General features: G+C 58.5%; 13 protein-coding genes. 10 read left to right on the top strand and 3 right to left on the bottom strand.

The features are described 5' to 3' along the window. Window positions 1–68 precede the first annotated feature (68 nt). The 5 genes from HNR03_RS26680 to HNR03_RS26660 all read left to right on the top strand — a co-directional run bounded on the left by HNR03_RS26680 (window position 69) and on the right by HNR03_RS26660 (window position 7,278). A complete protein-coding gene (locus HNR03_RS26680; protein WP_259157031.1) occupies window positions 69–491 on the top strand; it encodes a protease inhibitor Inh/omp19 family protein in 423 nt (140 codons plus the stop codon). 212 nt (window positions 492–703) lie between these two features. Then, entirely contained in the window at window positions 704–2,479 is a 1,776-nt protein-coding gene (locus HNR03_RS26675) for a type I secretion system permease/ATPase (protein ID WP_259157029.1), read from the top strand. Further along, window positions 2,476–3,825, top strand: a complete 1,350-nt coding sequence (locus HNR03_RS26670; protein ID WP_259157027.1) for an HlyD family type I secretion periplasmic adaptor subunit — start codon at window positions 2,476–2,478, stop codon at window positions 3,823–3,825. Before HNR03_RS26675 ends, HNR03_RS26670 begins: the two co-directional genes overlap by 4 nt. A 2-nt stretch (window positions 3,826–3,827) precedes the next feature. Further along, window positions 3,828–5,192, top strand: coding sequence for a TolC family outer membrane protein (locus HNR03_RS26665; protein ID WP_259157025.1), 1,365 nt, complete (start codon window positions 3,828–3,830; stop codon window positions 5,190–5,192). A 232-nt stretch (window positions 5,193–5,424) separates the two neighbouring features. After that, window positions 5,425–7,278 carry a polyurethanase gene (locus tag HNR03_RS26660; protein ID WP_259157024.1) on the top strand — a complete coding sequence of 618 codons (1,854 nt, stop codon included), beginning with the start codon at window positions 5,425–5,427 and terminating at the stop codon, window positions 7,276–7,278. A gap of 114 nt (window positions 7,279–7,392) precedes the next feature. Here the strand turns inward: HNR03_RS26660 and HNR03_RS26655 are convergent, their stop codons facing one another. After that, window positions 7,393–7,617 (bottom strand): YgdI/YgdR family lipoprotein, encoded by a 225-nt coding sequence (locus HNR03_RS26655; protein ID WP_259157022.1) that lies wholly within the window; start codon window positions 7,615–7,617, stop codon window positions 7,393–7,395. A gap of 236 nt (window positions 7,618–7,853) precedes the next feature. Here HNR03_RS26655 and HNR03_RS26650 point away from each other — a divergent pair, with 236 nt between their 5' ends. From HNR03_RS26650 to HNR03_RS26640, 3 genes are all read left to right on the top strand, one after another. Next, the gene (locus HNR03_RS26650) at window positions 7,854–9,458 is read left to right on the top strand and encodes a VRR-NUC domain-containing protein (protein WP_259157239.1); all 1,605 of its coding nucleotides are present in this window, start codon (window positions 7,854–7,856) and stop codon (window positions 9,456–9,458) included. Next, on the top strand, window positions 9,455–11,734 hold the full coding sequence (locus HNR03_RS26645) for an ATP-dependent DNA helicase (protein WP_259157021.1): 2,280 nt from the start codon (window positions 9,455–9,457) through the stop codon (window positions 11,732–11,734). The genes HNR03_RS26650 and HNR03_RS26645 overlap by 4 nt, the downstream gene beginning before the upstream one ends. 127 nt (window positions 11,735–11,861) lie before the next feature. Beyond that, complete coding sequence (locus tag HNR03_RS26640; RefSeq protein WP_259157020.1) at window positions 11,862–12,764, top strand: zeta toxin family protein; 903 nt, start codon at window positions 11,862–11,864, stop codon at window positions 12,762–12,764. Here the strand turns inward: HNR03_RS26640 and HNR03_RS26635 are convergent. Next, on the bottom strand, window positions 12,745–13,500 hold the full coding sequence (locus HNR03_RS26635) for a type 1 glutamine amidotransferase domain-containing protein (RefSeq protein WP_259157019.1): 756 nt from the start codon (window positions 13,498–13,500) through the stop codon (window positions 12,745–12,747). The genes HNR03_RS26640 and HNR03_RS26635 overlap by 20 nt on opposite strands. A gap of 146 nt (window positions 13,501–13,646) precedes the next feature. Here HNR03_RS26635 and HNR03_RS26630 point away from each other — a divergent pair, with 146 nt between their 5' ends. Then, on the top strand, window positions 13,647–15,569 hold the full coding sequence (locus HNR03_RS26630) for a PAS domain-containing sensor histidine kinase (protein ID WP_259157018.1): 1,923 nt from the start codon (window positions 13,647–13,649) through the stop codon (window positions 15,567–15,569). A gap of 110 nt (window positions 15,570–15,679) precedes the next feature. Then, complete coding sequence (locus tag HNR03_RS26625) at window positions 15,680–16,216, top strand: hypothetical protein (RefSeq protein ID WP_222586873.1); 537 nt, start codon at window positions 15,680–15,682, stop codon at window positions 16,214–16,216. Between the two features lie 54 nt (window positions 16,217–16,270). Here HNR03_RS26625 and HNR03_RS26620 read toward each other — a convergent pair whose 3' ends face one another. Further along, a complete protein-coding gene (locus HNR03_RS26620) occupies window positions 16,271–16,747 on the bottom strand; it encodes a hemerythrin domain-containing protein (RefSeq protein WP_259157017.1) in 477 nt (158 codons plus the stop codon). Window positions 16,748–17,135 lie beyond the last annotated feature (388 nt).

Here is a 17,135-nt window from a genome sequence, read left to right as displayed (position 1 = left end):
TGCGTCGCGCTCTGTCCTTGCATCAATGCACGCTGTGCGTAAGGCTACACGCCGGAGTTGAATGTCCCATGATCCAGAACGCCTTTACCTACAGAGCAACCGCGTGGCTGTTGGCGACGCTGATGATATTTTTTGGAGAAGTAGCCATGGCAAGCAGCCTGAAATTAGCCGATCCCTCGCAGCTTGCCGGAAAATGGCAGATCACCTTGGTCGCCAGGGACGACTCGGCCGAGTCTCAGGCATTGCAGGACAAACCGTCGAACCCGTGCACCCTTTCACTTCAAGCGAACCAGCGTCTGGGCGAGGGCGCCGATTGCCTCAGTGCCTGGTTGCAAGAACCTGCGTATGGCTGGTTCCCGGAACCTGACGGTATTGCAATCACCGGAAAGGAAGGCTCAAGAATTGTCTTCTTCAGCCGACAGCATGAAGGGTTTTATCAAAGCACCTTGAAGTCAGGTCTGCTTGTTACGCTCAAGCGTGTTGCGCCTTGAGCGCAAATTACCGGACGGATGCACGTGCTGAATATAAAACTCGCTATTGCCGTAATAAATGGCGGATCAATAACCTCACTCTTCAATGAATTTGAAAAGTTGTTATTAATTTGTAAGCGCCCTCTGACAAATAATGTCTCGACACCTGTGCGGACAGTTTAATTTTCAAACCTCGCCAAAGACGGCGGGGATTATCATCTCGGGAAATATCAATGAAGATGGCGAAGGCCCCAGCCACCGCACCGTTATTCAAGGCACTGGGCGACTACAAGAGCATCCTGATCAGCGTAGGGTGTTTCACCGCGTTAATTAACGTGTTGATGCTGGTCCCATCGATTTACATGCTCCAGGTCTATGACCGCGTGCTGTCTTCGCAAAACGAAACTACCCTGGCCATGTTGTCGCTGATGGTGGTCGGGTTCTTTGCCTTCATCGGTTTGCTTGAGGTCGTGCGCAGCTTCATTGTTATTCGCATCGGCAGCCAGTTGGAGCGACGCTTAAATTTGCGGGTGTATCAGGCCGCGTTCGAACGCAACCTGTTCAAAGGCGAAGGCAATGCCGGGCAATCCCTCGGGGACCTGACCCACATTCGCCAATTCGTCACCGGGCCTGCGCTGTTCGCGTTCTTCGACGCGCCGTGGTTTCCGGTGTACCTGTTCGTTATTTACCTGTTCAACGTCTGGCTCGGCGTATTGGCCACCGCGGGCGCGGTGCTGCTGATCGGGCTTGCATGCCTCAACGAGGCGATGACCAAAAAGCCGTTGGGGGAGGCCGCGGGTTTTTCCCAGAAGTCCAGCCAACTGGCGACCAGCCACCTGCACAATGCCGAAACCATCCAGGCGATGGGCATGCTTGGGGTGTTGCGCAAGCGTTGGTTTCAGGTGCACTCGCGCTTCCTGGGCCTGCAGAATCAGGCCAGCGACACCGGTGCCGTCATCAGTTCCCTGAGCAAAACCTTGCGTCTGTGCCTGCAATCCCTGGTGCTGGGCCTGGGTGCATTGTTGGTCATCAAGGGCGACATGACCGCCGGGATGATGATCGCCGGGTCCATTCTGATGGGCCGCGTCCTCAGTCCCATCGATCAATTGATCGCGGTCTGGAAACAATGGAGCGGCGCCAAGCTCGCTTACCGTCGTCTTGATGCTCTGCTGCAGGCTTTTCCGCCGAGTGACGAGGCGATGTCACTGCCGGCGCCGAAGGGGCAGATTACTTTTGAACAGGTCAGTGCCGGTCCGCCGGGGCGCCGCGCCGCGACCCTGCACATGGTCAATTTCAGCCTGGGTGCCGGTGAAGTCATGGGCGTGCTCGGCGCCTCCGGCTCCGGCAAATCGACTCTGGCCCGGGTGCTGGTCGGCGTCTGGCCAACCCTGGGCGGCACCGTGCGGCTCGACGGCGCCGACATCCATCGCTGGAACCGCGACGACCTCGGCCCCTACATCGGCTACTTGCCGCAGGACATCGAGTTGTTCAGTGGAAGCATCGCCGAAAACATTGCGCGGTTTCGTGAAGCCGATCCGCAAAAAGTCGTCGAGGCTGCGCAACAGGCGGGCGTGCATGAGCTGATCCTGCGCATGCCGCAAGGCTACGACACGGTGTTGGGCGAGGACGGCAGCGGTCTGTCCGGCGGTCAGAAACAACGGGTGGCGTTGGCCCGTGCGCTGTACGGCAATCCAAGCCTGGTGGTGCTCGATGAGCCCAATTCCAACCTCGATACCGTGGGCGAAGCGGCCCTGGCGGGCGCCATCGCGCACATGAAGGCCCGGGGCACCAGCGTGATTCTGGTGACCCATCGGTCTTCGGCATTGGCCCAGGCCGACAAATTGCTGGTGCTCAACGAAGGCCGTTTGCAGGCCTACGGCCCCAGTCAGGAGGTGCTCAAGGCACTTTCCGGCACCCAGGAACAGCAACGTGAAAAAACTGCGCAAGCACCGGGCGGGCTCAACCTGAGTCGCCAGAGTCAGCCCACGACAAGGAATTCGGGTGTATGAGCAGCGTACGCATGAACACTGAAAACGAAGCGACGATGGAACACGATTACATCGCTGAACGCCCCGAGCGCGACGCGCGTTTCTTCGCCCGCATGGGCTGGATCCTGGCCATCGTCGGCGCGGGCAGCTTTTTCACCTGGGCCAGTCTTGCGCCGCTCGATCAAGGCATTCCGGTGCAAGGCACGGTGGTGGTGTCGGGCAAGCGCAAGGCCGTGCAATCGATGAGCGGCGGCGTCGTCAGCCGGATTCTGGTGCGCGAAGGCCAGGTGGTGAAGCTGGGCCAGCCGCTGTTCCAGCTCGACCAGACCCAGGTCGCGGCCGACGTGCAATCGTTGCAAGCGCAATACCGCATGGCCTGGGCCAGCCTGGCCCGCTGGCAAAGCGAACGCGACAACCTCAAGCAAGTGAATTTCCCCGCTGAACTGAGCAACGATCCCGATCCACGCCTGGCGTTGGTCCTTGAAGGCCAGCGGCAATTGTTCAGTAGCCGCCGCGAAGCATTTTCCCGCGAACAGGCAGCCTTGCGCGCCAGCATCGAAGGTGCCGGGGCGCAGCTGGCCGGCATGCGCCGCGCGCGCTCGGACCTGACGGCACAGGCCAGCTCCCTGCAAAAACAGTTGAGCAATCTGCAACCCCTGGCGGACAACGGCTATATCCCGAGTAACCGGTTGATGGAGTACCAGCGTCAGCTGTCGCAAGTTCAGCAGCAACTGGCGGAAAACGCCGGCGAAAGCGGCCGGGTGGAGCAGGGCATCATTGAATCGCGCCTGAAGCTGCAACAGCACATCGAGGAGTACCAGAAAGAAGTCCGCACCCAGTTGGCCGACGCGCAACTCAAAAGCGTGACGCTGGAAGAACAACTGACTTCCGCCGGCTTCGATCTGCAACACAGCGAGATCATCGCCACCGCCGACGGCATCGCGGTCAACCTTGGGGTGCATACCGAAGGCGCCGTGGTGCGTCAGGGCGAAACCTTGCTGGAGATCGTGCCCCAAGGCACGCGCCTGGAAGTGGAAGGGCACCTGCCGATCAATTTGATCGACAAGGTTGGCACTCACTTGCCGGTGGACATCCTGTTCACCGCGTTCAATCAAAGCCGTACACCGCGTGTCCCAGGCGAGGTCAGCCTGATCTCCGCCGACCAGATGGTCGACGAGAAAACCGGCGCGCCGTACTACGTGCTGCGCAGCAGCGTCAGCGATCAGGCGATGGAAAAACTCCACGGCCTGGTGATCAAGCCCGGCATGCCGGCGGAAATGTTCGTGCGCACCGGTGAACGTTCACTCCTCAATTATCTGTTCAAACCGCTGCTCGACCGGGCAGGTTCCGCGTTGACCGAGGAATAAGGATGTTCGGCTGTATGAATAAGTTTTCCATGCTCGCGGCAACCCTGGCGTTGCTGACGTGCAACAGTGTGATGGCCATGGGGCCGTTCGATATCTACGAGCAAGCGTTGCGTAATGATCCGGTGTTTCTCGGCGCGATGAAGGAGCGCGATGCCGGCCTTGAAAACCGCATCATTGGTCGGGCCGGCTTGTTGCCGAAACTGGGTTACAACTACAACAAAGGCCGCAATACCTCCAAGGTCACCTACCTCAATGAGCGCGGGCAAAACCAGAGCGATGACCGCAACTACAACAGTTACGGCTCGACCTTGACCCTGCAACAACCCTTGATCGACTACGAGGCCTACGCGGCATATCGCAAAGGCGTGGCGCAATCGTTGTTTGCCGATGAAGCGTTCCGTGGCAAGAGTCAGGAATTGCTGGTGCGCGTCCTGGAAAACTACACCAAGGCGCTGTTCGCTCAGGATCAGATCGACATTGCCCTGGCCAAGAAAAAGGCCTTCGAGCAGCAGTTCCAGCAGAACGAGCAAATGTTCCGCCAGGGCGAGGGCACGCGCACCGACATTCTTGAAGCCGAGTCCCGTTACGAGCTGGCAACCGCCGAGGAAATCGAGGCGCGCAACGAACAGGATGCGTCCTTGCGTGAACTGGGCGCGCTGATTGGCGTGCAGGCCATCGACATCGCGGACCTCGCCCCGCTGGACCAGAACTTCCAGACGTTCAGCCTGCAACCGGCCAACTACAACACCTGGCACGAGATGGCCGTGGCCAACAACCCGAACCTGGCCTCCCAGCGCCAGGCGGTGGAAGTCGCGCGGTATGAAGTCGAACGCAACCGCGCCGGGCACTTGCCCAAAGTCAGTGCCTACGCCTCGGTGCGCCAGAACGAGTCGGAAAGCGGCAACACGTACAACCAGCGCTATGACACCAACACCATCGGCATCGAAGTCAACGTGCCGCTGTATGCCGGCGGCGGGGTGTCGGCGTCGACCCGTCAGGCCAGCCGCACCATGGAACAGGCCGAGTACGAACTGGATGGCAAAACCCGGGAAACGTTGATCGAGCTGCGCCGCCAGTTCAGCGCCTGCCTGTCGGGTGTGAACAAGCTGCGCGCCTATCAAAAAGCCCTGAAGTCCGCCGAAGCGCTGGTGGTCTCGACCAAACAAAGCATTTTGGGCGGTGAGCGGGTCAACCTCGATGCGCTGAACGCCGAACAACAACTATTTACCACCCGCCGGGATTTGGCCCAGGCAAGGTACGACTACCTGATGGCCTGGACCAAGTTGCATTACTACGCCGGCACCTTGAGCGAACAGGACCTCGCCAAGGTGGACGAGGCGTTCGGACAGGGCCCGCGAACACAATAAAGCCCCACGAATACCCCTGTAGGAGCTGTCGAGTGCAACGAGGCTGCGATCTTTTGGCTTAACTTTTTAAAGATCAAGACCCAAAGATCGCAGCCTCGTTGCACTCGACAGCTCCTACACAGCTAGGTTTGCGTAAAGCTGCATGCACTGGAAGCTCCGGGGCGCCTCTTCAGTGGGGCGTCCTGGTTGTGAGCTATCTCTGACAATTCCAACAAAAAGAGAGGCAATACCAATGGGTGTGTACGACTACAAAAACTTCGGCACGGCAGATTCCAAAGCGTTACTCACTGACGCGATGGCGATCACGCTGTATTCCTACCACAACCTCGACAATGGCTTCGCCACCGGTTACCAGCACAACGGCTTTGGCCTTGGGCTGCCGGCGACACTGGTCACTGCGTTGCTGGGCGGCACCGATTCCCAAGGGGTGATTCCCGGCATTCCATGGAACCCCGACTCGGAAAAAGCCGCGCTGGATGCCGTGCACAAAGCCGGCTGGACGCCGATCACCGCCTCGCAACTGGGCTATGACGGCAAGGTCGATGCGCACGGAACGTTCTTCGGTGAGAAGGCCGGTTACACCAGCGCGCAGGTGGAGATCCTCGGCAAGTACGATGCGCAGGGGCATCTCACCGAAATCGGCATCGCCTTTCGTGGCACCAGCGGCCCGAGGGAAACCTTGATCAGCGATTCCATCGGTGACGTGATCAACGATCTGCTGGCGGCGTTGGGCCCCAAGGATTATGCGAAAAACTACGTTGGCGAAGCCTTCGGCAATTTACTGGGCGATGTCGCGGCGTTTGCCCAGGCCAATGGCCTGTCGGGCAAAAACGTCCTGGTCAGTGGCCACAGCCTTGGCGGGTTGGCGGTCAACAGCCTGGCGGACTTGAGCACTGGCAAGTGGAACGGCTTCTACCAGGACTCCAATTACATTGCCTACGCGTCGCCAACCCAGAGCAGCACCGACAAAGTGCTCAACGTCGGTTACGAAAACGATCCGGTGTTTCGTGCTCTCGACGGTTCCACCTTTAACCTGTCGTCGGTGGGCGTGCACGATGCCCCTAAGGAGTCGACGACCGATAACATCGTCAGCTTCAATGACCACTACGCCTCGACGGCGTGGAATGTGCTGCCGTTCTCCATCCTCAACATCCCGACGTGGATCTCGCACCTGCCCACCGCCTATGGCGACGGCATGAATCGGGTCATCGAATCGTCGTTCTACGACCTCACCGGCAAAGACTCGACGATCATCGTCGCCAACCTCTCGGACCCGGCGCGCGCCACCACCTGGGTGCAGGACCTGAATCGCAACGCTGAAACCCACAAAGGCAGCACATTCATCATCGGCAGCGACGGCAATGACCTGATTCAGGGCGGCAAGGGCAATGACTATCTGGAGGGCCGTGACGGCAACGACACCTTCCGCGATGCGGGCGGCTACAACATCCTGCTCGGCGGCAAGGGCAACAACGTGCTGGACTTGCAGCAATCAGTGAAAGGGTTTGAGTTCGCCAATGACGGCGCCGGCAACCTCTACGTGCGGGATGCCCAAGGCGGCATCAGCATCACCCGCGACATCGGCAGCGTCGTCAGCCAGGAACCGGGGGGCTTGTGGGGACTGCTCAAGGATGAAGTGACCCACAGCGTCACGGCCAATGGTCTGGTGGCGGGCAATAACCTGACGCAATACGCGTCCTCGGTGAAGGGGGGCACGGGTGCCGATACGCTCAAGGCCCAGGCGACGGGCGACTGGTTGTTTGGCCTGGACGGTAACGATCATCTGATCGGCGGCAAGGGCAATGATGTGTTGGTGGGCGGGGCGGGGAACGACCTGATGGAATCGGGCGGCGGGATCGATACGTTCCTGTTCAGCGGCGCGTTCGGTCAGGATCGAGTGCTGGGCTATCAAGCCAACGACAAGCTGGTGTTTCTCGGGGTGCAGGGGGTGACGCCGAGCGATGATTTTCGGGCGCACGCCACGGCAGTGGGGCACGATACGGTGCTGACGTTTGGTGCGGATTCGGTGACGCTGGTCGGGGTGGGACTGGACAGTTTGTCCGGCTCAGGGATTGTGATTGCCTGATAGTCCTGTGGCGCCGGTAGGAGCCTCATCGCGGGCAAGCCCGCTCCCACAGGTTGCAAGTCGAATGCATAACTGTGGGAGCGGGCTTGCCCGCGATAAACGATAACGCAGTCCTCAATCTTCCTTGCGAACCGTCGCCACGTCGTTGGCATTGACCCTCACTTTCGCCCCGGAAATATCCTCGAACTCGTAAAAACCGTCCTTGGACTTGGTCTTCGGCATGTCCTTGGTCAAATACTGGGTGCCGTTCTGCAAGGTCACGACTGTGGGTGTAGAGCAACCGGCCAGCGCCAGAAACGCTACCGCGGCCAGTGGCAAACTCAGAATCCTGATATTCATAAACACCTCTAACAATGCCAAAAAAAATCATCTATGTCGGTTGGTGCCGTGGATCAAAGGAAAGTTCGATAACCCGCGCAAATTGCCAATTAGCGCCGCCGCTTATCCTTTTCCGTTTGCACCGGGTACGCCTTGGCTGGTATCTGTACGCATAACCAGTACTCACTTTCCAATGGCCCTGTTTTTCTGTGACTGAAAATCCGCTCGACGATCCGTTCTACTACTTGAACAACTTCATGCAAGTCCTTGATTGGCTTGAACACCGCTATGGCGATGTGCTCAGCGTCGAGGAGCAGGCCTTCGTCCAGGATTTCCGTCGACAACCCCGTGAATCCCGCGCACTGCTGGTCAGGATGGTGATGCGCAAGGGCGTGCATTTCAGGGCCGGGAAACTGAGCTACCTGGAGATCGGCGACATTGCCAGTGCTGCCGAGCCGTTATTGGCGGCAGGCTGGATCGATGAACACTCGGCCTTGCCGATCGTGGAGCTGTTCGACGTGCTGCTCAAGGCTGAAATTCTCCAGTGCTTCGGTACGGTCATCGAACAGCCCAAAGGCAAGAAGTCCGATTGGCTACCGTCGCTGAGCGAACAGTTATGCGATGCCCGAAGCTTCAGCCAATGGTGTCCGCAACTCAATGACCGACTGTTTACCCTGACCATCATGAGCTTGTGTGACCGGTTGCGGTTGATGTTTTTCGGCAATCTTTATCAGGACTGGTCGGAGTTCGTGCTGGCCGACCTCGGCATTTTTACCTATGAGAAAGTCGAGTTCTGCGCCGAGTCCCGGGGCCTGCGCTGCCGTGAAGACGTGGACGCCTGTGTGTTCCTGCACCAATGCCAGCAACGTTTCGAGGCGGGTGAGGCGGTGGCGGACATCGTCGAGCAAATCAATGCGCTGGAACTCAGTAACCCGTGGCTGCAACGACGCCGGGGCAAGTTGTTGTTCCAGATCGGCCAGCACTGCGAACGCCTGGCGGATTTCTCCACCGCGCTGACCATTTACCGCGACTGCGCCTATCCCGGCGCACGGGTGCGATTGATTCGGGTGTTGGAGCGCTGTGGTGAGTATCAACTGGCCATGGACCTGGCGACTCACGCCGAACAAACGCCGGAAAGCGCCGCCGAGCATCAACATCTGTTGCGCGTGCTGCCCAGGCTGCGGCGCAAACTGGGCGGCCCGGCGATGAAACGGCCAGCGCCCCGGGACATGCAGCGACTGGACCTGCAATTGCCCAGAGTCGATCCAGCGCTGTCGGTGGAGTATTACGTTCAGGCCCACCTGGCGCAGGATTCGGCGCCAGTGCATTACGTCGAAAACAGCCTGATCAACTCTCTGTTCGGGCTGCTGTGCTGGCCGGCAATCTTTGCGCCGTTACCTGGCGCTTTTTTTCACCCGTTCCAGCGCGGGCCGGTCGATCTGCTGAACGAGGACTTCCATGCGCGTCGGGCCGGGTTGTTTGAGGCGTGTCTGGCCGAACTCGATGACGGGCGCTACGTACAAACCCTGCGTGAGCGGTATGTCGCCAAGTGGGGCGTGCAGTCGCCGTTCGTGTTCTGGGGCGCGTTGAGCCGGGAACTGCTCGATCAGGCCCTCGATTGCCTGCCGCCCGAGCACCTCAAGCATTGGTTCAATCGGCTGCTGATGGACATCAAGGCCAACCGCGCCGGCATGCCGGACCTGATTCAGTTCTGGCCGCAAGACAAGACCTACCGCATGATCGAAGTCAAAGGCCCCGGCGATCGCTTGCAAGACAACCAATTGCGCTGGCTGGAGTTCTGTCACGAACACCAGATGCCTATCGCCGTCTGCTACGTGCAATGGTCGGAGCAGAGCGCTTGAGCTACAGCATCGCGGTGCGGGCGCTGTGTGAATTCACCGCCAAGGTCGGTGACCTGGACCTGCGATTTACCCCGTCGCCCACGGCGCTGGAAGGCATCGTCGGGCACCGCACCGTCGCTTCACGGCGCAGCGAGGGTTATCAAAGCGAAGTGGCCCTCGAAGGCCTGTACCGAACCTTGACCGTGAAGGGCAGGGCGGACGGTTACGATCCTGCGCAAAACTGCCTGGAAGAAGTCAAAACCTATCGCGGCGACCTGAGCAAACAACCGGCCAACCACCGCCAGTTGCACTGGGCACAAGCGAAAATCTACGGCTGGCTGATGTGCCAGAAGCTGGAACTGGCCCGGATCAATCTGGCGCTGGTGTACTTCGACATCGTCAGTGAAAAGGAAACCTGCCTGGTCGAAGCCTTCAGCGCAGCGCAACTGCAACAGTTCTTCGAACATCACTGCGGATTGTTTCTGCACTGGGCCGAGCAGGAAATGGCCCATCGCGATGCGCGCAATCACGCGGCGCAGCAATTGGCATTTCCCCATGCCAGCTTTCGTGCAGGGCAACGGCATCTGGCTGAGTCGGTGTTCAAGGCGGTCAGTACCGGACGCTGCCTGATGGCTCAGGCGCCCACCGGAATCGGCAAGACCCTGGGCACGCTGTTCCCGATGCTCAAGGCCCTGGCGCCGCAGCAACTGGACAAAGTGTTCTTTCTCACCGCGAAGACCCCGGGGCGAAAACTGGCGCTGGACGCCGCGCAAGTGATCCTTCAAAGCAGCGCTGCGCCGCCGTTGCGGGTGCTGGAAATGATCGCCCGGGACAAGGCCTGCGAACACCCGGACAAAGCCTGTCACGGTGAGTCCTGTCCGTTGGCCCAGGGTTTTTATGATCGGTTGCCCGCCGCTCGCCAGGCCGCCAGCAAGCTGAGCCTGCTCGACCAGGCCGCCTTGCGCCAGGTTGCCCTGGCGCATGAGGTTTGTCCTTATTACCTCAGCCAGGAAATGGCCCGTTGGGCAGACGTGGTGGTCGCTGACTACAACTACTATTTCGACTTCAGCGCGCTGCTGTTCGGGCTGGCGCAGGCCAACAACTGGAAAGTTGCGGTGCTGGTGGATGAAGCCCACAACCTGGTCGAGCGTGGCCGGCAGATGTACAGCGCCAGTCTCGAGCAATCGACCCTTGATGGAGTGCGGAAAACCGCTCCCGAGGCGCTGAAAAAATCGTTACAGCGGGTCAATCGAGAGTGGAATGCCCTGCACAACCTGCAAACGGCGCCCTATCAGGCCTACGACAAGGCACCGGAAAAACTCCTCCAGGCGTTGTCTTCATGCAGCGCGAGCATTGGTGATTATCTCAACGATCACCCCCAAGGCCTGGACAGCGCCTTGCAGGGTTTCTACTTCGACATCCTGCAGTTCTGCCGAGTGGCCGAACTCTTCGATGAACAGTTTCTGTTTGACATCAGCAAACGCGACCTCGACCGCAAGCGTCACCTGTCCCGACTGTGCCTGCGCAACGTGGTGCCCGCCGGTTTCATTCGCCCACGGCTGACGGCCGCGCGCAGTACGGTGATGTTCTCCGCCACCCTCAGCCCTCGGCATTACTACGCCGACCTGCTGGGAACCCCGGCGAACACGGTGTGGATCGATGTCGAATCACCATTCCATGCCGACCAGCTGAAAGTCCACATCGTCAGCCAGATATCGACCCGATACGTCCACCGCCAAGCGTCCCTCGAGCCGATTGTCGAGTTGATTGCACAGCAATTTAACCAACGTCCGGGCAACTACCTGGCGTTTTTCAGCAGCTTTGATTATTTGCAGCAAGTGGCGCAGTTACTGGCCGAACGACACCCGCAGATCACTCTGTGGTCACAGTCCCGAGGCATGGCCGAAGATCAGCGTCAGGCTTTTCTCGATCAATTCACGGCGCACAGTCAGGGTGTCGGTTTTGCTGTGCTGGGCGGAGCCTTCGGCGAAGGCATCGACTTGCCCGGCGCTCGCCTGATCGGCGCGTTCATCGCTACGCTGGGGCTGGCGCAACTCAATCCGGTCAACGAACAACTGAAGCACCGCATGGCCGCCATCTTCGGTGCCGGTTATGACTACACCTACCTGTTTCCAGGGGTACAGAAAGTGGTGCAGGCGGCGGGACGGGTGATCCGCACGCAACAGGATCAAGGTGTGGTGATGCTGATCGATGACCGGTTTGGCGAGAGCAAGGTCAGGCAGTTGCTGCCGCGCTGGTGGTCAGTCGAACAGGCGCCTTTTCTCTCGATGGTGTAGGAATTTCTACTTTAAAAACAGCTACATATCTTGAAAGACACACACATTTGAACAAACGCTGAAACAGCGCTTTATTCAGAGGACCGGCCAGCACTTCCCGCCGGCTCTTTGATAAGGAAATCAAGGTATGTCAGTTACGCCGAGTTACACCTACACCCCGGAGCAGGTCACTGCAGCGTTCAACGAAATCAAAGCGACCCTGTTTCGCGGTATCACTGCCGAGCAAACGCCAAAAATCCTGGTGGTGGCCGGGCTTCAAGGGTCAGGTAAAACCTTCCTTCTGGAAAAGCACCTGTTGCCTTCAAAGCGCTACGAAAAATACGTTCGTCTCTACCTGCCCGAATACCGACAGAAACATCCTCAATACGCAGAGATGATCAAACTCGGCGTCTTGCACGCCTACGAGCACACGCAAGCCTTTGTAGAGGAAGTCAGCGAAAAGATCTTCACTGAAGCCTTTACCCTCAAATACAACATCATCATGGAGTGCGCGTTCGGCAGAATCGGTTTCGCCACGTTTCCACCCCTGGCCACGGCAGCCGGGTATCAATTCGAAACGCATATCGTCGGCTGTACGCAGGAATTCGCCCACGTATCGAGCATCAAGCGGGCACTCAAGAGCCTGGAGAATCGGGAGCTCGAACGCTTTGTCAGCTACGCGGACCTTGATGCCAGCATGAGTCTTGCACAAGCGATCATCCTGGCCTTTGAGGTTGCCTCCAAAGCAGTCGACGGCTCACAAATCACCTTGTATGAGCGCGGGCCTGGAGCGTTGAAAGAGCGCCTCCAGCGTGCTCATTTCACCTACTCGAAAGCTGACATTCCTGCACCCACACCTTCAACGGCACCGACGCCGAACAGCACCTATGGCAACATCATCAATAACCATGTCTGCACCCATCGAGAACGTGACGAGATGGTAAAAGACTGCCATTTGGCGTTGCTCAAGGCCCAAACCTACGCCCAGTTTGTCCCTGATGTTGTCTACAACGATTTGTACGCTTACATCGTCAAATACGTTTACCGGTAAGAAGTCGGACCCATTCAGCGGCGAACCGGTGGCAGTCTCCTGGCCAGCGAGCGGTCAACAACTGACCATCACGCACGACGAAGCCTCGCTGGGGTTCGTCCGCTGAATCACGGAGCGCCAGCAACGGGCCTCGCTGAAAATGCGCAGGGCTGGCGAGGGCGCCCGTGACCTCTGCTTCAACGGTTTGCGGATAGGTCCGGTAATAGCGTCCAAGCCAAGGGGCGGTGATGACCCAGGCCGGCAATTCCATGGTGCTGGCCAGCAAGGCAGTGACCTTGCGTCCATGCAACACCGAACGCCGGGTATCGGGATCGATGGTACGGGCTAGTAACAATACGCCGTGACACACTGCTGCCACGGGTTTGTCAGCCTTGAAAAAATGCAGGGCGATCCGTTGCGCCTGGTCTGACTCCAGCAGACTGCGCATGCCCTTGGCATGGCCGCCCGGAACCAATAGTCCGTCGTACTGATCGAAGTCGACGTCGGTATAGGCCATCGGCTGGCGAAACCACTTGTCTTCGATCATGCGGGCGTAGTGGGCAAGATCGGAATCACGGGTCATCAGCAAAGGGTTCAACGGGCCGAAGCCAATGTTCACCAGACGTGAGTCGGCGTAGGCCGGCAGACCTTGGGGTGTTGCAAAGCGCACCTCGATACCGGCCTGGCGCATGGCTTGCCATACAACGCTGCTTTCGGTGGGATCGTAGTCAGACGTGGGCAACAGAATCAGGATCATCGGGGTGCCTTGTATCGGCCGGGGTGGCAATTGGCGTCGAGAATAGGCTGTGTGAGCGTTATGCTCCAGTTCTCAACCGTTTTCATGGTTTCTAAACCCACGGTTTGTCGCATACTCCATAACAATGATAATCACGGGTGTGATCGATGAGAGATAACCAGTCCAGAACCTATTCCATCGAGGAGATGCGCTTTCGTCTGCTGATCGATGCCGTGGTGGACTATGCCATCTACATGATTGATCCAGACGGCATCATCACCAGCTGGAACGCTGGCGCCAAGCGCTTCAAAGGTTATGAGGAGGCGGAGATTCTCGGCCAGCACTTCTCGCGTTTTTATACCGAAGAAGATCGCCAGGCCGGTTTGCCACAACGTGCGCTGGAAACGGCAATTCGAGAGGGTCGTTTCGAGGGCGAAGGCTGGCGTGTGCGCAAGGACGGTACGCATTTCTGGTCGCACGTGGTGATTGATCCGATTATCGACCCTTCGGGCAAGCTGTTGGGTTTTGCCAAGATCACCCGCGATCTGACCGACCGCAAAATGGCCGAAGAAACCCTCAAGCAAAGCGAGCAGCAGTTTCGCTTGCTGGTGCAAAGCGTCACAGATTACGCCATCTATACGCTCTCCCCGGATGGCCGCGTGACCAACTGGAATCTGGGCGCCCAGCGCATCAAGGGTTATCGCCCCGAAGAGATCATTGGCCAGCATTTTTCGATTTTCTATACTCCGGAAGATCGCGCTGCCGGTGAGCCGCAACGGGCGTTGGAGATCGCAACGCGCGAGAAGCGCTTCGAAAACAAAGCCTGGCGCGTGCGCAAGGACGGGACACGGTTTATGGCGCATGTGGTAGTCGACCCGATCTGGGGCGATACCGGCACGTTACTCGGCTTTGCCAAGATCACCCGTGATATCACCGAGGCTACTCAGGCGCAGCACGAACTTGAGCAAGCCCGCGAGGCGTTGTTCCAGGCGCAGAAGATGCAGGCCATCGGTCAACTCAGCGGGGGGATTGCCCACGACTTCAATAACCTCCTGACCGTCATCCTCGGCAACCTGGAAATCGTGCGCAAGCGCGTGAGCGACGATCCGAAAGTCACCCGTCTGCTGGATAACGCCACTCAGGGTGCCATGCGCGGCGTGTCGCTGACCCAGCGCATGCTGGCGTTTGCGCGGCGTCAGGAACTCAAGTTCGAATCAGTCGATCTATCCGAGTTGGTGCAAGGAATCACCGGTCTGTTGCGTAGCTCGCTCGGGCCGTCAGTAACGCTCGAGACACGCTTTGCACCCGGGCTCGTCCCTGTCAGGGCCGACCTCAATCAACTCGAACTGGCGGTGTTGAACCTCGCCACCAATGCCCGTGATGCGATGCCCAAAGGCGGTCAGATCGTCATCAGTGCCAAGCTGGGAGACGCGAGCAATCAATCAGCCCTGCACCTGGCGCCGGGCGATTATGTTTGCCTCAGCGTCAGCGATTCGGGTGAAGGGATGGATGAAGCCACGCTCGCGTCGGCGAAAGACCCGTTCTTCACCACAAAAGGCATCGGCAAAGGCACGGGGCTTGGGTTGTCGATGGTTCATGGGTTTATCGAACAGCTGGGCGGGCGGTTCATTCTCAAGAGCAAGAAAGACGTAGGCACTACCGCCGAACTCTGGATACCTGCCGCCACGACCGCGTCGGTGGCCAAACCCGTCGTGGAGTCGGCTCAGCCGCCTCCAGTGGAGCAGTTGTGTGTGTTGGTGGTGGACGATGACAGCCTGGTGTTGACCAGCACCGTGCTGTTGCTCGAGGATCTCGGGCACCGGGTCATCAGTGCGACATCGGGGGCGCAAGCGCTTGAGCAGTTCGATAACGAGCCGAACATAGACCTGCTCATTACCGACATGGCCATGCCGCAGATGAATGGAGCGCAACTGGCTCAGGCCGTACGATTCTTCAATCCCGGCTTGCCGATTATCCTTGCTACGGGGTATGCCGAGCGGCTGGAAGGCTTCGCGGCCAAACTTCCGCGCTTGTCCAAGCCCTTTACCCAACTGAACCTGGTGGAAGTCATCGCCCTGGCCATGAAGTGAGCAGCGCTCAATGCGCCGCTGGAAGAGCGCAGGGAGGGCGCTGTGAGATCCGGCTGAACTTTGCCTGGGTACGTTTCTTCTAAACGTTTTCCCAGACTCATGTGATTGTCGTGCCAAGAATACTGACCGAACCACCGGCTGAAGAGGCCCTGACCGAACACAATGCGAAGATGTTCGGCTCACCCAAGGAGCGCCTGGATTTTTACCGCCGTGAGATCCAGTACGAAACCAGCATCCTCGCCAATCGAACCGACGCTTATCTGGCTGCGCAATCGTTTCTGGTGATTGCCTTTGCTTCCTGCATGTCCAACCTTAACCCGGAGTGGGGAAAACTCTTCACGCTGGTGGTACCGGCGTTCCTGGCGTTACTGGGGTTGCTCAGCTCACTCAACGCCTGGCCGGGCATCCGTGCCGCTTATGACATCATCGATCACTGGCATTTCAAGCAGAGTGAATTGCTGCGCGCCGAGCCATTGATGGGGTTGGCTTACGATGAATCTCCGCTGTTCAGCGAGACGGAGTCATCCCACAAGGGGTATCGCAAGTCGTTGCTGTTTTCCGTGCGCACGCCGTGGATTTTCGCCACGTTCTGGGTGCTGCTGGGCTGCTACGCGGTGTACATCCAGGTCACCAACCCCGGCGGCTGATTCACGCAATAAAAAGGCCCGGCAGTTGCCGGGCCTGGTGAATCAACACGCTCATCATGCTGCCAGGTTGGACGCGCTCAGTTCTTTCTTGTATTGAACCTTGAGCGTTTCCATTTGTGCACCCAACTCTTCCAGAGTGGCGTTGCCCAGCAGCTTCTTGGCTTGCGGGAACATTTCCGTTTCCTCTTCTTCGATGTGGTGCTCCAGCAATTCCTTGACCACTTTGGCCCGACCCGCGAATTCCGGGGTAGAAGGATCGGTGGCTTTCAAGTCAGGCAGTACCAACGAATCCACGGTGCGATGTTCTTCCTTGGCTTCGTAGTACATGACCTCTTGTTCCTTGCCGCCCGCTTTTTTGAACGCGGGGTACAGGATTTCTTCTTCGAGGCGGGTATGGATGGTGATCTCCATTTCAAGCTTGGCCAGCAGTTCGGTGCGTTTTTTCACGCCACGTTCGGTGGACTCGCTTAACTGGGTCAGGATGCCTTTTACGCGTTCATGGTCGGCTTTCAGCAGGTCGATGGCGTTCATGGTCAAATCTCTCAGGTAATCATTGGGGGTGCGCTATCGGTATCAAGGCCGAAGGTCGCTTCCTGTACTGGAGCATTTGTCGTGCCGACTTTTTCACTCGCAGTATTTCTATGTAAAACAATGGGTTGAGCGCGCTGCTGGCGAACTGCATTCGTGCAGGCTGCATGAGTCCGGAATTTGACTCATGCACTTCGCGGGACTCAAAAGCCCGGCGTTTGTGCAAAATTTTGGGGTTGGGTACATATCCGTTTTTTTGGTGATGGCGGCTATTGGTTCCGCCCTGACGGCGGGTCACTTGGAAAAGCGCCAAGTAACCAAGCGCTAGCGCCCCTGACGTACGGTGCCTCGCTGTGGCTCGGCATTCCCTCACTCCGGTCCTGCTCCGTGG

The organism is Pseudomonas sp. JAI111 (assembly GCF_024809425.1).
In the GTDB taxonomy this organism is placed as follows: domain Bacteria; phylum Pseudomonadota; class Gammaproteobacteria; order Pseudomonadales; family Pseudomonadaceae; genus Aquipseudomonas.
This window is presented reverse-complemented; position numbering and strand designations above follow the sequence as displayed.

What these genes read in the sequence shown, in the direction of transcription:
- HNR03_RS26680 (WP_259157031.1), top strand. Translation starts at nt 69, where the DNA reads ATGATCCAGAACGCCTTTACCTACAGAGCAACCGCGTGGCTGTTGGCG.
- HNR03_RS26675 (WP_259157029.1), top strand. Translation starts at nt 704, where the DNA reads ATGAAGATGGCGAAGGCCCCAGCCACCGCACCGTTATTCAAGGCACTG.
- HNR03_RS26670 (WP_259157027.1), top strand. Translation starts at nt 2,476, where the DNA reads ATGAGCAGCGTACGCATGAACACTGAAAACGAAGCGACGATGGAACAC.
- HNR03_RS26665 (WP_259157025.1), top strand. Translation starts at nt 3,828, where the DNA reads ATGTTCGGCTGTATGAATAAGTTTTCCATGCTCGCGGCAACCCTGGCG.
- HNR03_RS26660 (WP_259157024.1), top strand. Translation starts at nt 5,425, where the DNA reads ATGGGTGTGTACGACTACAAAAACTTCGGCACGGCAGATTCCAAAGCG.
- HNR03_RS26655 (WP_259157022.1), bottom strand. Translation starts at nt 7,617, where the DNA reads ATGAATATCAGGATTCTGAGTTTGCCACTGGCCGCGGTAGCGTTTCTG.
- HNR03_RS26650 (WP_259157239.1), top strand. Translation starts at nt 7,854, where the DNA reads ATGCAAGTCCTTGATTGGCTTGAACACCGCTATGGCGATGTGCTCAGC.
- HNR03_RS26640 (WP_259157020.1), top strand. Translation starts at nt 11,862, where the DNA reads ATGTCAGTTACGCCGAGTTACACCTACACCCCGGAGCAGGTCACTGCA.
- HNR03_RS26635 (WP_259157019.1), bottom strand. Translation starts at nt 13,500, where the DNA reads ATGATCCTGATTCTGTTGCCCACGTCTGACTACGATCCCACCGAAAGC.
- HNR03_RS26630 (WP_259157018.1), top strand. Translation starts at nt 13,647, where the DNA reads ATGAGAGATAACCAGTCCAGAACCTATTCCATCGAGGAGATGCGCTTT.
- HNR03_RS26620 (WP_259157017.1), bottom strand. Translation starts at nt 16,747, where the DNA reads ATGAACGCCATCGACCTGCTGAAAGCCGACCATGAACGCGTAAAAGGC.